Source organism: Pseudomonas sp. NC02 (genome assembly GCF_002874965.1).
Classification (GTDB): domain Bacteria; phylum Pseudomonadota; class Gammaproteobacteria; order Pseudomonadales; family Pseudomonadaceae; genus Aquipseudomonas.
In genome coordinates this window covers 6,652,762-6,667,729 of sequence record NZ_CP025624.1, presented here as the reverse complement: position 1 = coordinate 6,667,729, position 14,968 = coordinate 6,652,762, and the positions used below count along the sequence as shown (strand labels likewise).

Annotated in this window: 16 protein-coding genes; 11 read left to right on the top strand and 5 right to left on the bottom strand. The window is 61.4% G+C overall.

Annotation, left to right across the window (positions count from 1 at the left end; translation table 11 throughout):
• Positions 1 to 210 precede the first annotated feature (210 nt).
• The 3 genes from cyaY (at position 211) to rnk (ending at position 1,306) form a co-directional block, all read left to right on the top strand.
• Complete coding sequence (cyaY, locus tag C0058_RS31490) at positions 211 to 543, top strand: iron donor protein CyaY (protein WP_003208803.1); 333 nt, start codon at positions 211 to 213, stop codon at positions 541 to 543.
• A 2-nt stretch (positions 544 to 545) separates the two neighbouring features.
• Complete coding sequence (locus tag C0058_RS31485; protein ID WP_003208805.1) at positions 546 to 764, top strand: DUF1289 domain-containing protein; 219 nt, start codon at positions 546 to 548, stop codon at positions 762 to 764.
• Between the two features lie 131 nt (positions 765 to 895).
• Positions 896 to 1,306, top strand: a complete 411-nt coding sequence (rnk, locus tag C0058_RS31480; RefSeq protein WP_003208808.1) for a nucleoside diphosphate kinase regulator — start codon at positions 896 to 898, stop codon at positions 1,304 to 1,306.
• Here the strand turns inward: rnk and C0058_RS31475 are convergent.
• From C0058_RS31475 to C0058_RS31465, 3 genes are all read right to left on the bottom strand, one after another.
• Positions 1,303 to 4,140 carry a class I adenylate cyclase gene (locus C0058_RS31475; RefSeq protein ID WP_102370150.1) on the bottom strand — a complete coding sequence of 946 codons (2,838 nt, stop codon included), beginning with the start codon at positions 4,138 to 4,140 and terminating at the stop codon, positions 1,303 to 1,305. The two genes, rnk and C0058_RS31475, sit on opposite strands and share 4 nt — an antisense overlap.
• A gap of 168 nt (positions 4,141 to 4,308) precedes the next feature.
• A complete protein-coding gene (locus C0058_RS31470) occupies positions 4,309 to 4,557 on the bottom strand; it encodes a TIGR02647 family protein (protein ID WP_003208812.1) in 249 nt (82 codons plus the stop codon).
• 148 nt (positions 4,558 to 4,705) lie between these two features.
• Positions 4,706 to 4,990, bottom strand: a complete 285-nt coding sequence (locus tag C0058_RS31465) for a hypothetical protein (protein ID WP_003208814.1) — start codon at positions 4,988 to 4,990, stop codon at positions 4,706 to 4,708.
• Positions 4,991 to 5,115: 125 nt separating this feature from the next.
• Here C0058_RS31465 and C0058_RS31460 point away from each other — a divergent pair, with 125 nt between their 5' ends.
• On the top strand, positions 5,116 to 5,775 hold the full coding sequence (locus C0058_RS31460) for a glutathione S-transferase family protein (protein ID WP_008439337.1): 660 nt from the start codon (positions 5,116 to 5,118) through the stop codon (positions 5,773 to 5,775).
• A gap of 110 nt (positions 5,776 to 5,885) precedes the next feature.
• Here C0058_RS31460 and argH read toward each other — a convergent pair whose 3' ends face one another.
• Positions 5,886 to 7,280, bottom strand: a complete 1,395-nt coding sequence (argH, locus tag C0058_RS31455; RefSeq protein ID WP_008439335.1) for an argininosuccinate lyase — start codon at positions 7,278 to 7,280, stop codon at positions 5,886 to 5,888.
• A gap of 562 nt (positions 7,281 to 7,842) precedes the next feature.
• Between argH and C0058_RS31450 the strand changes: the two genes are divergently transcribed.
• The 7 genes from C0058_RS31450 (at position 7,843) to C0058_RS31425 (ending at position 14,241) form a co-directional block, all read left to right on the top strand.
• Positions 7,843 to 8,589 carry a LytTR family DNA-binding domain-containing protein gene (locus C0058_RS31450; RefSeq protein WP_003208820.1) on the top strand — a complete coding sequence of 249 codons (747 nt, stop codon included), beginning with the start codon at positions 7,843 to 7,845 and terminating at the stop codon, positions 8,587 to 8,589.
• 138 nt (positions 8,590 to 8,727) lie between these two features.
• Positions 8,728 to 9,669, top strand: coding sequence for a hydroxymethylbilane synthase (hemC, locus tag C0058_RS31445; protein ID WP_008439333.1), 942 nt, complete (start codon positions 8,728 to 8,730; stop codon positions 9,667 to 9,669).
• Positions 9,666 to 10,433, top strand: a complete 768-nt coding sequence (locus tag C0058_RS33140; protein WP_256579537.1) for a uroporphyrinogen-III synthase — start codon at positions 9,666 to 9,668, stop codon at positions 10,431 to 10,433. Before hemC ends, C0058_RS33140 begins: the two co-directional genes overlap by 4 nt.
• 18 nt (positions 10,434 to 10,451) lie before the next feature.
• Positions 10,452 to 11,570, top strand: coding sequence for a uroporphyrinogen-III C-methyltransferase (locus C0058_RS33135; RefSeq protein ID WP_256579536.1), 1,119 nt, complete (start codon positions 10,452 to 10,454; stop codon positions 11,568 to 11,570).
• 5 nt (positions 11,571 to 11,575) lie between these two features.
• Positions 11,576 to 12,817 carry a heme biosynthesis protein HemY gene (locus C0058_RS31435; RefSeq protein ID WP_003208828.1) on the top strand — a complete coding sequence of 414 codons (1,242 nt, stop codon included), beginning with the start codon at positions 11,576 to 11,578 and terminating at the stop codon, positions 12,815 to 12,817.
• 237 nt (positions 12,818 to 13,054) lie between these two features.
• Positions 13,055 to 13,576 carry a disulfide bond formation protein B gene (locus tag C0058_RS31430; RefSeq protein ID WP_003208831.1) on the top strand — a complete coding sequence of 174 codons (522 nt, stop codon included), beginning with the start codon at positions 13,055 to 13,057 and terminating at the stop codon, positions 13,574 to 13,576.
• A gap of 206 nt (positions 13,577 to 13,782) precedes the next feature.
• Entirely contained in the window at positions 13,783 to 14,241 is a 459-nt protein-coding gene (locus C0058_RS31425) for an Rsd/AlgQ family anti-sigma factor (RefSeq protein ID WP_003208832.1), read from the top strand.
• Positions 14,242 to 14,294: 53 nt separating this feature from the next.
• Here the strand turns inward: C0058_RS31425 and C0058_RS31420 are convergent, their stop codons facing one another.
• Positions 14,295 to 14,960, bottom strand: a complete 666-nt coding sequence (locus tag C0058_RS31420; RefSeq protein ID WP_102370149.1) for an FKBP-type peptidyl-prolyl cis-trans isomerase — start codon at positions 14,958 to 14,960, stop codon at positions 14,295 to 14,297.
• Positions 14,961 to 14,968 lie beyond the last annotated feature (8 nt).

The following is a 14,968-nucleotide window of genomic DNA, read 5'->3' as shown; positions in this document are numbered from 1 at the left end:
GCCCGAGTATACCGACCACCCGCCGGATTGCCTATGCGCCGAAATACCCGTCCGGCGGGGCTTTGCCGAGTTTGTTGCGATTGTGCTTACACCAATCGAGGATAATTCACACGGCTGTGGGTAATGAAATCGGTATCCTTTGCAATCATGATGGCGCGTCCGTATTGTGCGGCGCTTGAGCGAGACCAGACACTTTTCGAGGTTCCCACAATGAGTTTGACCGAAGCCCGTTTTCACGACCTGGTGGATGCGACCCAGCAAGCGCTGGAGGATATTTTCGACGACAGCGGTCTGGATGTGGACCTGGAGAACTCGGCCGGTGTGCTCACCGTCAAGTTTGAAAATGGCACCCAATTGATTTTCAGCCGCCAGGAGCCCCTGCGTCAGCTATGGCTGGCGGCGCGTTCCGGTGGTTTTCACTTCGATTACGATGAAGAAGAAAAACGCTGGACCCACGACACCACCGATGAGCTGCTGAGCGAAATGCTCGCGCGCCTCACCCAGGAACAAGCCGGCGTCGAGCTGGACTTCGACGAGATCTGATCGTGACGCAGCCCGTTCCCGTACGCCCGCCCAAGCCGCTGTTCAGCAATGTCAGCCCGGCGGTGCCGTCACCTTGTATCAGTTTATGTCGGCTGGATGAGCACAAAGTCTGCCTCGGTTGCTTCCGTCATGTGGAAGACATCCGCGAATGGCGCTCTGCCGACGATGCGCGACGCCGCGTGATCGTCGCCCAGGCCGAGCAGCGCAGGACCTGCGCCTGAGGCCGTCTTGTTTATTTATTGTGCTGTGGTAGTGTCCGGATACACCTCAACTCATCGAGGTCCGTGAGAACCCCGCCTTTTCCTGGCGGGGTTTTGCTTTTTTGTGCAGAAAAAAGGAGTCTGCCTGAATCATGACCGCACCTTCCATCATCCTCACCCGTCTTGACGTGCAGCGTCTTGAGCAACTGATCGACCGTGTCGGCGAGGCGTCGCCGGGCGTTGAAGCCCTGCAACACGAACTCGACCGCGCCGAAGAAGTGGTTGGCCACGATGAAGTGCCTGCATCTGTCGTGACCATGAACTCCAGCGTGCATTGCCGTGAACAAGGCAGTGGCAAGGACTATCACCTGACCCTGGTCTACCCCAAGGACGCGAACGCCGACGAAGGCAAAATCTCGATCCTGGCGCCGGTGGGCAGTGCATTGCTGGGCCTGCAAGTCGGCCAGCACATCGACTGGCCAGCACCGGGTGGCAAGACCCTCAAGCTTGAATTGCTCGGCGTCGAAGGCCAGCCGAAAGACGGTGGCGCCTTTCCTCTCTAAACCTGGTTCAGCGCTTCATTGAGCGCCAGTTCCAGATCAGCCTTGTAGCGCAGGTACAGATTGCTCGGGCTTTGAACATCACCGAGCAGGCCGGACAGGTCCAGATCGGTGATGTAGCAGCGGTAACGCTCGGCTTCCCGGCGTTGCCCGACGATTTGCTGGGCGACCACCGCAAACAGTTGGTCGCCAAATTCCAGCTCGGAAAACTCCCGTTGATTGCAGTACAAGGTGATCCCCACCTGGCCCGGTGCTGCCTTGCCGATAATCGCCTGCACGTCGTAGAACGGCTTGTTGGCCGGGGTTTGCGGCGCTGGGCGCGGTTCGGCCCGCCGTGCACGGCCGCTGCCTGACGGCAACAGCTGGTAATACAGGATTTGCACCGCGCCGAAGGGCTGTTGCGGATCCAGCGGCAGCAGCGCGTCGCGGCGATAAATGATCGACTGCAGGAAGCGCTGCAACGGCACCAACAGGCTTTGCTCGTCGTGGAACGGCAGGTGTTGCTGCCAGAGCGCGTTGAACTCATCCAGCACGTACAGCTCGGCAACTCCGTCGTTGATCCGGTAGAACACCTGCACACAGTCGGGCAGGCCCATGGGCAGCAGCAGCGCCAGGTCGTGGTCTTCCAGGGCCATGGTGTCCAGGTGCAGCGGGCTGTAGCTGGCCAGTTCCTCACTGAGGTAGGCGATCAGCGCGTCCTGGGTCGCCAGTGACACATGGTTGGCCTGGCCGGGTGTCAGCTCCATCACGTGGTAGTGCTGTTGCACCTGCACCAGGTAGCGGTGGTTTTCCTGGCCCAGCAGCAGGTTTTGCGCGGTGTCGAAGATTTCCTCCACGCGCTGGGCAATGAACTGCGCGCGGTTGTGGCAGAAACAGCGCACCCGCAAGCGCGGCAAGTGATTGGGCGGTAGCTGATTGAGGTAGTCGCGCAGGCAATCGAGCAGCGCGTGGGGGCCGTCATAGCGGCTGACCATCACCTCGTTCCAACTGTTGAGCGTGACCTGGTCCAGGGTCAGCACCAGGTTTTCCCGTACGCCCGCGTAACTCAGGGAGTCGGTGCGCTCGGTGGTCATCAGGATGTTCAGGTCGCGATGATGCTTGAGCGGGTCGACGCCGACGTTGATCAGCAGCAGCACTTCCTCGGGCACTGCCGAGCGCAGCAGGCGGTCTTCATCGACGCTGGCCAGGGGCAGGACGACAGTTTGTTGCAGGCTGCCCAGCAGGTTGAACAGCTCGAATTCGGTCATGTCACTGCTGCCGGGATGCAGCGCCAGGCGGGTACTGCTGTCGATCACGCCGTTGCGGTGGCACCAGGTGAGCATTTCCAGCAAATCGCGGCTGCGCTTGATCGGCGCGAAGTGCTCCCATTCCAGGGCGGTCAGGCTGCCGTTGTACAAGCCCCAATGATGCTGGCCGGGCTCTTTGCGGTTGGGCGACTGCACCAGGGTCAGGGTGTCTTCGGCAAGGTCGGGCGCAATGCCGGGGTTGATGAACTCGACCTTGCCGGCCTTGCGCTCGAAGGCGGCGTACAGGCGCCGGCCCAGCACATTGAGATCGCGCTTGTTGATCAGGCTGACGGTCTGTTCGGTGCGGGCAAACTGGGTCAGGAAGCGATAGCTGTAGTTCAGCTCGTTGACCAGCGCCCGGCGCTCGGAGGCCACCTGGCGGACTTTCCATTGGCTGCGGCTGTCCAGCAGGGCCAGTTGGCGCTGGTCCCAACCCCATTCGCTGGCCAGGCGCTCCAGCAGCAAACGCTGCCACCCGGTGCGCTGGCCCGCGCTGAGCTTGCGGTTGACCTTCAGGTACAGGCTGCGCCGCACCAGTTCCAGGCGTTCCGGCTCATTACGGGCCTTGAGGTACTCCTCGATCCGGCGGTAGACGACGATGTACGGGTCCAGCTCGTCCAGGTCCAGCTGATTGGCAAACACAGCGCGCTTGAAGCGCAGGCTCAGGCACTGCACCTTCGGGTGCTCGCTGGCGTAGACCTCGGTCAGCAGGAGTTTCAGTACTGATTTGTAGGGCGATTCGATGCCCTTGAACAACTGCCACAAGCCGGCACCGATAAATTCACCCGGCGGGATGTGCGCCAGGTGGCCCAGGTCGAGGGTTTCATCGGCGCGAATAAAGCGTTTGGAAATCAGCGCGTGGGTGAAGTCGGCATAGCGGGTTTCTTCGTACACCGGCACCAGCCACCAGATCGGCGTGCGCCCGGCCAGCCAGATGGCGGTGCGGTAGAACTCGTCCAGCAGCAGGTAATGCTGGCTGGTGCCGCAGTCTTCTGAACTCAGTTGGCTGTCGCGCTCGCCCTGGATAAACCGCGTCGGCTCGATCAGGAAGAAGTGCGCCTCGGCGCCCATGCTCAGGGCCCAGGTTTCGAGCAGTTGGCATTTCTTGCGCAACTCGGCCAGCTCGTTCTCGCTGAGATCGGCCGCATGGCAGACCCACACGTCCATATCACTTTGATCGGCCTGGGCCAGGGTGCCCAGGCTGCCCATCAGGAACAGGCCATGAATCGGCCGCGGTGGGTTGCCGTGGCGGGGCTTGTAGGAAAACGTGCGGGTCAGGCGCTGGGCCTCGGCCAAGGCTTGCGCGTCGGGTTCAAAATTCGACAGGCCGGCCGGCGTGCTGCCCGACACATAGCCCGGCAACAGCGGGTGATTCACGTGGAAAAACAGCGGCAGCAGGGTCAACACGCTTTGCTGGCGTGGCGTCAGCCCTTCGACGGCCCGGGCCATGCGGCCTTCATTCAGGGCCAGAAACCGCGCGCGTAACTGGGCCAGCACCTTGCGGTCGATGCCTTCGTCCAGGTCGGGGCGGATTTCGTGGGTGCGGGTCATGTCGAACTCGGTGGCTCGCAGGGCCCGACGTGGGCGGCCGTGTGGGAGTTTACAGCCAGTAGCGTAGGAGGTTTAGAGGGAATTTGTTTTTGACGCCGGAATTTTATCCCGGGCGCGGGAATGCCCGCGGAATCCGTGAAGAGAGGATCCCGTGGGCGATACGAGGTGTCAGGCGGCTTCTTTGGCGGTCGTCAGAATAGTCAGCAGGCTTTGTGCGTGTTCGGCAGCGTCCCGGCCGAGGCTGGTGAGGTAACCACCGTCTGGCTGGTCGATCAGGTCTTTATCAAACAGGCGCCGGGCGGCGGCAATGGCAGTGGGAGCGGCAGTCTGATGAACTTTCAGACCTTCCTGGGAGCTGCCCAGGTTGAAGAGTGCAAGGATTTCCAGTTCGGCAACCAACTCAGGGGTATACGACATAAGGACTCCAGACTTTCTAGGAATTTTTAGACGTTAGCAGCCATAAGGTGAACGCACTTGGGCGAGCTGTCCAGTCGGAACTCATGCGGTGTTGATGTGGGGCAGGATTGTGGCCAGCAAGAGTTTGCTGGCCAGCGCGGTGTGAGGCTTATTGCTTCTCGGGTGGCAGCTCCGGCAGCGCACGCAACGCAGTTTCATACCATTCGGTATTGAAGGCGCGATCTTCTTCGAGCAGCGCGTCAATTTCGATGGCGAGGACGTGGGCCATCATTTGCAGGATGTCTTCGCGCTCGTAGCCCACCAGGGTCAGCTTGTTGAACGTGGCCTTGGCGGCGGGCGGGTTGTCGCTTTCGATCTGGTTTTCGATCGCTTCAATCAAGGTGGTCTCGGCGAACTCTTCTTCGTCGTTGTCGATATCGGTTGGCTCGCTCATGGCAGGCTCCTGGAGGAAAGGGCGCCAGTCTACCCCCATTCACTCGGCTGATGCTGCTGGCCAGGCGCGGCCTCCCGATCTATAACCACTGCTGCCAACCCCGTACACGGCCTGGAGGCTTTGTGATGCTCAAGCTTTATGGATTTTCGGTCAGCAACTACTACAACATGGTCAAACTGGCGCTGCTGGAGAAAGGGCTGCCCTTCGAAGAGGTGCCGTTCTACGCAGGCCAGACCCCTGAAGCCTTGGCCGTGAGCCCCCGGGGCAAGGTGCCGGTGCTGGGTGTCGAGCAAGGGTTTATCAACGAAACCAGCGTGATCCTCGAATACCTCGAACAGACCCAGGGCGGACGATCGCTGCTGCCGAGCGAGCCGTTCCAGCGCGCCCAGGTGCTGGCGTTGTGCAGGGAAATCGAGCTGTACATCGAGTTGCCGGCCCGGGCGTGTTTTGCCGAGGCGTTTTTCGGAATGCCGGTGCCGGAGGCGATCAAGGAAAAGTCCAGGGCGGAGTTATTGCTGGGGATCGCATCGCTGGGGCGGCACGGGAAGTTTGCGCCGTATGTGGCGGGGGACAGTTTCACGATTGCGGATTTGTATTTTGTGTACAGCGTGGACCTGGCCTGTGCCGTGGCCGGGAAGCTGTTCGGGCTGGATCTGTTGGCTGAGTTGCCGAAGGCCAAGGCGTTGCTGGAGCACTTGCAGGCGCTGCCGAATGCCCAGCGGGTGGCGGCGGACAAGGAAGCGGCGATGCCGGCGTTTATGGCGATGATTGCTGCCAAGAAATAGATCTTGGGTGTTTGTGATGAGGCTTTCGCGAGCAAGCCCGCTCCCACATTTGACCGAGTTCCACCTTTGGAATGCAGTCGAATGTGGGAGCGGGCTTGCTCGCGAAGCTTTTAGCGGCTGGCGAGCAATGCCTGGCCGCGAACCACGGCAGCCTTCACCTGCGCCGGCGCAGTCCCGCCGACATGGTTACGGGCATTCACCGAGCCTTCCAGGGTCAGCACCGCAAACACGTCCTGCTCGATCTGGTCGCTGAACTGGCGCAGTTCTTCCAGGCTCATTTCCGCCAGGTCCTTGCCGGTGTCCACGCCGTACTTCACGGCATGCCCGACGATCTCGTGGCAGTCGCGGAACGGCAGGCCACGGCGTACCAGGTAGTCCGCCAGGTCTGTGGCGGTGGAGAAACCGCGCAGGGCCGCTTCACGCATGATGGCGTGCTTGGGCTTGATCGCCGGGATCATGTCGGCAAAGGCTCGCAGCGAGTCGCGCAGTGTATCGGCGGCGTCGAACAGCGGTTCCTTGTCTTCCTGGTTGTCCTTGTTGTAGGCCAGCGGTTGGCCTTTCATCAGGGTCAACAGGCCCATCAGCGCACCGAATACACGGCCGCTCTTGCCGCGTACCAGCTCCGGCACGTCGGGGTTTTTCTTTTGCGGCATGATCGAGCTGCCGGTGCAGAAGCGGTCCGGCAGGTCAATGAACTGGAATTGCGCGCTGGTCCACAGCACCAGCTCTTCGGAGAAGCGCGACAAGTGCATCATCGCAATGCTGGCCGCGGCGCAGAATTCGATGGCGAAGTCACGGTCCGACACGCCGTCCAGGGAGTTGCCGCCCACGGCGTCGAAACCCAGCAGCTGCGCGGTGTATTCGCGGTCGATCGGGTAGGTGGTGCCAGCCAGTGCAGCGCTGCCCAGAGGCATGCGGTTGGCGCGCTTGCGGCAGTCCACCAGGCGCTCGTAGTCGCGGCTGAGCATTTCGAACCAGGCCAGCAGGTGGTGGCCGAAGGTCACAGGCTGTGCGGTCTGCAGGTGGGTGAAGCCGGGCATGATGGTGCCGGACTCACGCTCTGCCTGCTCCAGCAGGCCTTTTTGCAGGCGGGTGATCTCTGCCAGGATCAGGTCGATCTCGTCCCGCAGCCACAGGCGGATATCGGTAGCCACCTGGTCGTTACGGCTGCGACCGGTGTGCAGTTTCTTGCCGGTCACACCGATGCGGTCGGTGAGGCGGGCCTCGATGTTCATGTGCACGTCTTCCAGGTCGACGCGCCAGTCGAAGGTGCCGGCTTCGATCTCGCCACGGATGGTGGTCAGGCCGTCGATGATGCTGTCGCGCTCGGCGTCGGTCAGCACGCCGACCTTGGCCAGCATCGTGGCGTGGGCGATCGAGCCCATGATGTCGTGGCGGTAGAGGCGCTGGTCGAAAGTGACGGAGGCGGTGAAGCGCGCGACGAAGGCGTCGACGGGTTCACTGAAGCGGCCGCCCCAGGACTGGTTGGTCTTGTCGGTGCTCATGGATTCGCTCGTGATCTGCTGGAAAGAGGGCATGAAAGTGTGGCGCCGATAATAACAGGGTTGCCCCCGGAGGCGACGATGGCGGGGCGGGGCATTTTTATTTGTTTCCAAGATGGCTAAGTGCCTTGCCCCCGGACTCGCGCAGGACGAGACTGGAGCCAGGACCGATCGGGGGGGAAACTTGCGGTCCTTGGTCAAACAAAGCGTGTTTATTGAAACGATATTTGACGATTGAGCAATATCGTCTTCGCCAGCGTCTACAGTTGCACTGATAGAGCTTCGCGCTGACGGAAGGTGCACTGCACCAATGCCGGGCGATGAGGTCGAACTCCAGGCTATCCATTAGAGAGGGGGTGTTCGTATTGTGTATCAGCAAACCCTACGACGATGCCCGAAGGCAGCAGGCTTTGGGCGCGATTGAACAGGTCCGGGTAAATATTGGTGCCACTCTCGGGGCACTTTTTGCCGCTCGCGCTAGTCTTAGCGTGGATCGCCGTGACGGAAGTCACCGCACCTGTCTACGCTATCCTTGTGCGAGACTCACGCAGGAATCCAGCGCAATATGAATGTCCTGATCGTTGATGACGAACCCCAAGCCCGCGAGCGACTGAGCCGTTTGGTCAGTGAACTCGAGGGTTACAATGTCCTTGAGCCGAGCGCCACCAGTGGCGAGGAAGCCTTGGCCCTTATTGACAGCCTCAAGCCGGACGTCGTGTTGCTCGACATCCGCATGCCGGGCCTTGATGGCTTGCAGGTGGCTGCCCGCTTGAGCGAGCGAGAATCGCCGCCTTCGGTGGTGCTGTGCGCCTCCCAGGATGAGTTCTCTTCCGAGGCCCTGGATGCCAGCGGCGCCAGTTTCCTGGTCAAGCCGATCAATGCCGATGCGTTGCTTCGCGCCTTGAAAAAGGCCGAGCGTCCCAATCGTGTCCAACTGGCAGCCTTGACCCAGCCCGCAGCCCAGGGCGGCAATGGGCCACGCAGCCATATCAGCGCCCGTACCCGCAAGGGCATCGAGTTGATTCCCCTGGACCAGGTGGTCTACTTCATCGCCGATCACAAGTACGTGACCTTGCGTCACGAGGCTGGTGAAGTGCTGCTCGATGAGCCACTCAAGGCGCTGGAAGATGAATTTGGCGACCGCTTTGTGCGCATCCACCGCAATGCGCTGGTGGCCCGCGAGCGAATCGAGCGTCTGCAGCGCACGCCGCTTGGGCACTTTCAGCTGTTCCTGAAGGGCCTCAATGGCGACGCCCTGATCGTCAGCCGGCGCCATGTCGCCGGTGTGCGCAAGATGATGCAGCAGCTTTAGCCCGAGGGCTGACGCGAGCTTCACCGCCCATATCCCGGTGCGACGCGGCCAGGGAGGCCCCGCACTTGCTGATTCAAATCAAAGCGCATTTGCCTGAGCTGTTATTATCTGCCGTATCTATTCAGTACGGATTGATCCATGTCCTCTCGCGAAATCCGCATCGCCACCCGTAAAAGCGCCCTGGCCTTATGGCAGGCCGAGTACGTCAAAGCACGTCTTGAGCAGGCCCATCCCGGCCTCAAGGTGTCCCTGGTGCCCATGGTCAGTCGCGGCGACAAGCTGCTTGATTCGCCATTGTCGAAAATCGGCGGCAAGGGCCTGTTCGTCAAGGAGCTGGAAACCGCGCTGCTGGAAAACGAAGCCGACATCGCCGTGCACTCGATGAAAGATGTGCCCATGGACTTCCCTGAGGGCCTGGGCCTGTTTTGCATCTGTGAGCGCGAAGACCCCCGCGACGCCTTCGTTTCCAATACCTATGCCTCCCTGGATGAGCTGCCGCTGGGCAGCGTCGTCGGCACCTCCAGCCTGCGTCGCCAGGCGCAGTTGCTGACCCGCCGCCCGGACCTGCAAATCCGCTTCCTGCGGGGCAACGTCAATACTCGCCTGGCCAAGCTCGACGCCGGTGAATATGACGCGATCATTCTCGCGGCAGCCGGCTTGATCCGCTTGGGCTTTGAAGACCGCATCACCTCGGCCATCAGCGTCGAAGACAGCTTGCCGGCCGGCGGGCAGGGCGCTGTGGGCATTGAATGCCGCACCGCCGACAGCGAAATTCATGCGCTGCTCAAGCCGCTGGATCACCAGGACACCGAAATTCGCGTCACCGCCGAACGTGCCCTGAACAAGCACCTCAATGGTGGCTGCCAGGTACCGATCGCCTGTTACGCCGTGCTTGAGGGCGAGAACCTCTGGCTGCGTGGCCTGGTGGGCGACCCGAGTGGTGGGTTGTTGCTCACCGCAGAGATTCGCGGGCCGCAAAGCGAGGCCACCAGCCTGGGTATCAAGGTCGCCGAGGAACTGCTGGAAAAAGGCGCCGGTGCCATTCTGCAAGCGGTGTACGGCGAGGCCGGGCCGCAGTGATGCAATGGCGTGTGCTGCTGACGCGGCCTGCCGAGGAGTCGGCGGCCCTGGCGGCGACGTTATCCGAAGAAGGTGTTTTCAGCAGCAGCCTGCCGTTGCTGGAGGTTGAAGCGCTGCCTGTCACGCCTGAACAACAGACTGTTTTTCGCGAGCTGGACCGCTATTGCGCGGTGATCGTGGTGAGCAAGCCGGCCGCGCGCCTGGGCTTGCAGTTGTTGGCTCAACACTGGCCGCAACCGCCGGCGTTACCGTGGTTCAGTGTCGGCGCTGCTACGGCGCAGGTGTTGGCCGAGCATGGCCTTGATGTCAGTTATCCCCAGGACGGCGACGACAGTGAAGCCTTGCTTGAACTGGTCGCCTTGCGCGAGGCTATCTCGAAGCCCTGCGCCCGGGTGCTGATCCTGCGGGGCGAGGGCGGGCGAGAGCTGCTGGCTGAGCGTTTACGCGAGCAAGGTGCTAGTGTCGACTATCTGGAGTTGTATCGCCGTTTCCTGCCGGACTACGACCGTGCAACGCTGACCCAGCGCATAAACGTGGAACGCTTGAACGGCGTGGTGGTCAGCAGTGGGCAGGGTTTTTTACACCTGCAAGCGCTGGCCGGTACAGATTGGCCCCAGGTGGCACAGCTGCCGTTGTTCGTGCCCAGCCCGCGAGTCGCCGAGATGGCGCGTGCCGCTGGCGCGAAAGAAGTTGTGGATTGTCGTGGCGCCAGTGCCGCGGCTTTGTTAGTGGCGTTACGGAGTGTTTCCGTTCCCACTCTCTAATACGCAAAGGATGGATACGTGAGCGAAACAGCCTTGCCTAAAGATGAAGCTCAGCCCGCGCTTGATGCGCCTGTTGAGACACCGGTCACCACCGCCCCGCGCCGTGGCAACGGCCTGGCCATCGTGGCCTTGTTGCTCGGCGCCGCCGGCGTTGCCTCCGGTGGCTGGGGGATCTGGCAGGTCCGCGCACTGCAGGCGAGCAGCCAGCAACAGCTGGGCCAAGTGCAAACCCTGGACGACCAATCCCAGAGCCTCAAGCAGAGCCAGCAGCAGCTGTCGGCCCGTCTGGGGCAACTGCCCGGCGCCGATGAGCTGGAAGAGCGTCGCCGGCTGGTGGCGCAATTGCAGGGTGATCAACAACGCCTGAGCCAGCGCCTGGAAACCGTGCTGGGGGCCAGCCGCCAGGACTGGCGCCTGGCCGAGGCCGAGCACTTGATCCGCCTGGCCAGCCTGCGTCTTTCCGCCTTGCAGGACATCAACAGTGCCCAGGCACTGGTCCAGGGCGCTGACGAAATCCTCCGCGAACAAAGTGACCCTGGCTCCTACGCCGCCCGTGAGCAGTTGGCCAAGAGCCTCGCCGCGTTGCGCAATATCGAACAGCCCGACCGTACCGGGCTGTACCTGCAACTGGCGGCATTGCGCGATCAGGTCGTGCAGTTGGCGGCCATCGCGCCGGAATACCAACTCCCTGAAGGGGCCAATGATGGGCGTCCGACCACCGACACGGACAGCCGTTGGAGTCAGTGGTGGGCGCAGATCTCGCGGTATTTCCGCATCGACTTCAATCCTGATGACAACATTCGCCCGCTCCTGGCAGGGCAAGGCCTGAACCAGGTGCGCCTGGCCCTGAGCCTTGCGCTGGAGCAGGCGCAATGGGCGGCGCTCAACGGCGAGCCGGCGGTGTACAGCCGATCCCTGGGCGAGGCCCGCAGCGTGTTGCAGGACAACTTCAATCAAGACAACCCGCAAAGCAAAGCCATGCTGGCCCGTATTGCCGAGCTTGAGCCCAAGGCCGTCTCGGTGGTCACGCCGGACCTGGCCGCGAGCCTGGCTGCCGTGCAGGCTTACCTTGACCGTCGCCACCTGTCTGCCGAGGAAGCCAAGGCTTCCGCTGGCAAGCCGGCGACCCAGGAGTAAAGCCGATGAAGCGCTTCTATGTGATCCTGGTGCTGGCGATTGCGATCGCCCTGGCACTGGCCGTGGGCATTTCGAAACATACCGGCTACGTGCTGATTACCTATCCCCATGTGCTGCATTACGAGTCCGGGCTGTGGTCGACGCTGGTGGCGTTGTTTGCCATCGGCCTGGTGATCTATTTGGCCAGGGTGCTGCTGGGCCTGGTGCTGACCTCGGGTGGCGTGGTCAATCCGTGGTCGCGGCGCAACCGCAGCCGTCGGGTCCAGGTTGCCATTGAGCAGGGCCAGATGGACCTCGCCGAAGGGCGCTGGGCCAGTGCCGAGCGTCACTTGCACCGTGCGGCCGAAGCCGAACGCCAGCCATTGCTCTACTACCTCGGCGCCGCCCGTGCGGCCAACGAACAGGGCCGTTATGAGGAAGCGGATGGCCTGCTGGAACGCGCGCTTGAGCGCCAGCCCCAGGCCGAACTCGCGGTAGCCTTGAGCCATGCGCAGTTGCAGATGGACCGCGGTGACACCGATGGCGCCCTGGTCACCCTGCAGGCCATGCATGAGCGTCATCCGCATAACGTCCAGGTATTGCGCCAACTGCAGCGGCTGTATCAACAGCGTGGCGACTGGTCTTCGGTAATCCGGCTATTGCCGGAGTTGCGCAAGGACAAGGTGTTGCCGCCTGCCGAGTTGGCCGACCTGGAGCGACGCGCCTGGGGCGAGAACCTGACCCTGGCTGCCCAGCGCGAAGAGCAGGGCGAGGCCGGGCAGCAATCCCTGGAGCTGGCCTGGCAACAACTGACTTCGGCCCAGCGCCAGGAGCCGCAACTGGTGCTGGCGTACGCCGAACAACTGCGCCAGTTGGGCGCGGACGCCAAGGCCGAAGAAGTGCTGCGCGGTGCCCTCAAGCGCGAGTACGACAGTCATCTGATCCGGCTCTACGGGCTGCTGCGTGGCAGCGATCCGGCGAAGCAGTTGAAGTTCGCCGAAGGCTGGCTCAAGGACCATCCAGGCGATGCCAGCCTGCTGCTGACCCTGGGGCGCCTGTGCCTGCAAAACAGCTTGTGGGGTAAGGCGCGGGATTACCTTGAAAGCAGCCTGCAGGTGCAGCGCAACCCTGAGGCCTGCGCCGAGCTGGCACGCCTGCTGGCGCAGTTGGGCGACACCGAGCGCAGCAACCAGTTGTTCCAGGAAGGCTTGGGCTTGCTGGACAAGCGTTTGCTGGCGTCACCGCTGCCGGTACCGGCACGGGTTTGAAGTAGGAAACAGAGTAAGGGTTGCCTCAGAATTGTCTGGTGGCCAACCCTTCAATAACGCCCAATAGCTGTAGTCAATACGGCTTGTAGTAAACTCCTACGTAGACGCGCGTTTAATCGCTCGCCTTCTGACGGGATATCCCTACGCTCTCGCGGAATCGTCTGCTCTGGCGCGTATTGAAAGGGGTAAGGTCTTTCCTCTACCGTAACTACCTATCTCTTGCGTTGCGGATAAACAATGTCTTTGGCCCCCTCACGCTCCCTGTTCCTCCTGGCGTTCCTGGCTGGTGCGCTGACGCTGGGCGCGTCCTTTTACCTGGAATACGCCGCGCTTTTGCGGCCTTGTTTCCTGTGCCAGGTGCAACGAATTCTTGTGGCTGCCTTCACGCTGATCAATCTCGTGGCAGCGATTCATGGGCCGAAGCGGTCCGGGATCTACCTGTATTGGGCGGCGAGCATGGGGTGTGCAGTGCTGGGCGCCATTACCGCCGTACGCCAGGTGCTGCTGCAAAATACGCCGCCGGAACAGTTGCCTGCCTGTTGGCCCGGCCTTCAATCCATGATCGAGAACCTGTCGCTGAGAGAGACGTTGGCCTTGATCTTCAAGGGCACCGTCGACTGCGTGGAAATCAACTGGACGCTGTTCGACTTGAGTATTCCCGAGTGGAGCCTGCTGTTCTTCGTGGCGATGCTGATCCTTGGCATCGCGCAGTTCTCGCGGTTGCTGCTGAGCCAGCGTTTTGGCCTTGCACGGCACTGACAGGTAACCGCAGGTTGTAGGAAGGGATTAAACACTTGTATGAACTTTCTCTCCTGCGTACCTTGATGACATAGTCGTGCGGGCATAATCTGGCCCGCACGCGTTATTGAAACAGACTGTTCGATGCACCTTTGCCCGGTTGCCGCTTTAACCTTGAAGTGTTGCGCGGGCAGCGTGCGGCGCCCCTATAGGGAAGAGAGATCATCATGCTGGAACGTTGTCAGAATGCTCAGGAACGCTGGGGTGGGGTGCACAAACTGATCGATGGTTGGTTGAAAGCGCGTCACGAACTGGTTCGGGCCTTTGATGCTCTCGGTGCCAAGCCCGAAGCGCTCAGCGAGAACCGCAAGCCGTTGCAGGAATTCTGCGGCGTATTGGTGGACTACGTATCGGCGGGGCACTTCGGTATCTACGAGCAGTTGACCAGAGAGGCCGAGGCTTTCGACGATCAACGTGGCCTCGATTTGGCGGAGACGATTTACCCGCGTATCGATGTCATCACCGAGAAGCTGCTGGCGTTCAACGACCTGTGTGATGCCGGCCAGTGCGTTGCAGAAAAATTCAAAGAACTGGGTGGTTTGCTTCACGAGCGTTTCGAGCTGGAAGATTGCCTGATCGAAGTGCTGCACAACGCTCACAAGGAAGAGTTGACGGCTAAGGCCTGACTCCCCCCGACACAAGAAAACGGTGCGCATTGCGCACCGTTTTTCGTTTGGGCTCAGGCGCCCGCGTTGAGCAATTCGATCTCGAATACCAGCGGCGTATAAGGCGGGATCAGTTCGCCTGCGCCATCAGCGCCATAGGCTTGGTCGGATGGAATCACCAGGCGCCACTTCGCGCCCACCGGCATCTGTTGCAACGCACTGCGCCAGCCACTGATCACACTGTCCAGGCGAAACCACTGAGGTTGTGTGCTCTTGTCGAAGACGGTCCCGTCGGGTAACCGCCCAACATAATTCACTTGCACGCGATCATCGGCCGCCGGTTTCTTCCCGCTGCCAGGGGTCAGTTCGGTCAGCAGGATGCCGTCTGCCAATTCACGCACACCACTTTTGGATTTCTCACTGGCTAAAAATTGTTGCTCGGCAGCGAGTGCCTTTTCACTTTGTGGTGCTCGATTGTCCGGCGCGTTTTGTGCTTCGTGCTGGGCAAGGATCTGTTCGATGCGTGTGTCGTCCAGGGCCAGTGGCTTACCTTGATAGGCCTGTTTGAGTCCGTCGATCAGCGCCTCTACCTGCAACCCAGGCATCTCCTGGCGCAGGCGCTCACCCAGGCTCGCACCCAGGCTGTAGGCCAGGTCGTGGTCATCTTTGGAGGGGGATTTCTCGCTTGCGTTGGCCACGCAAAGCACCACGCTCAACACTAAAAAAAGGTAACGCGACATGGGCGTTC

Excerpts from the sequence above, each read along its gene's own strand:
- cyaY (WP_003208803.1), top strand. The coding sequence starts at position 211 with ATGAGTTTGACCGAAGCCCGTTTTCACGACCTGGTGGATGCGACCCAG.
- rnk (WP_003208808.1), top strand. The coding sequence starts at position 896 with ATGACCGCACCTTCCATCATCCTCACCCGTCTTGACGTGCAGCGTCTT.
- C0058_RS31475 (WP_102370150.1), bottom strand. The coding sequence starts at position 4,140 with ATGACCCGCACCCACGAAATCCGCCCCGACCTGGACGAAGGCATCGAC.
- C0058_RS31470 (WP_003208812.1), bottom strand. The coding sequence starts at position 4,557 with ATGTCGTATACCCCTGAGTTGGTTGCCGAACTGGAAATCCTTGCACTC.
- C0058_RS31465 (WP_003208814.1), bottom strand. The coding sequence starts at position 4,990 with ATGAGCGAGCCAACCGATATCGACAACGACGAAGAAGAGTTCGCCGAG.
- C0058_RS31460 (WP_008439337.1), top strand. The coding sequence starts at position 5,116 with ATGCTCAAGCTTTATGGATTTTCGGTCAGCAACTACTACAACATGGTC.
- argH (WP_008439335.1), bottom strand. The coding sequence starts at position 7,280 with ATGAGCACCGACAAGACCAACCAGTCCTGGGGCGGCCGCTTCAGTGAA.
- C0058_RS31450 (WP_003208820.1), top strand. The coding sequence starts at position 7,843 with ATGAATGTCCTGATCGTTGATGACGAACCCCAAGCCCGCGAGCGACTG.
- hemC (WP_008439333.1), top strand. The coding sequence starts at position 8,728 with ATGTCCTCTCGCGAAATCCGCATCGCCACCCGTAAAAGCGCCCTGGCC.
- C0058_RS31435 (WP_003208828.1), top strand. The coding sequence starts at position 11,576 with ATGAAGCGCTTCTATGTGATCCTGGTGCTGGCGATTGCGATCGCCCTG.
- C0058_RS31430 (WP_003208831.1), top strand. The coding sequence starts at position 13,055 with ATGTCTTTGGCCCCCTCACGCTCCCTGTTCCTCCTGGCGTTCCTGGCT.
- C0058_RS31425 (WP_003208832.1), top strand. The coding sequence starts at position 13,783 with ATGCTGGAACGTTGTCAGAATGCTCAGGAACGCTGGGGTGGGGTGCAC.
- C0058_RS31420 (WP_102370149.1), bottom strand. The coding sequence starts at position 14,960 with ATGTCGCGTTACCTTTTTTTAGTGTTGAGCGTGGTGCTTTGCGTGGCC.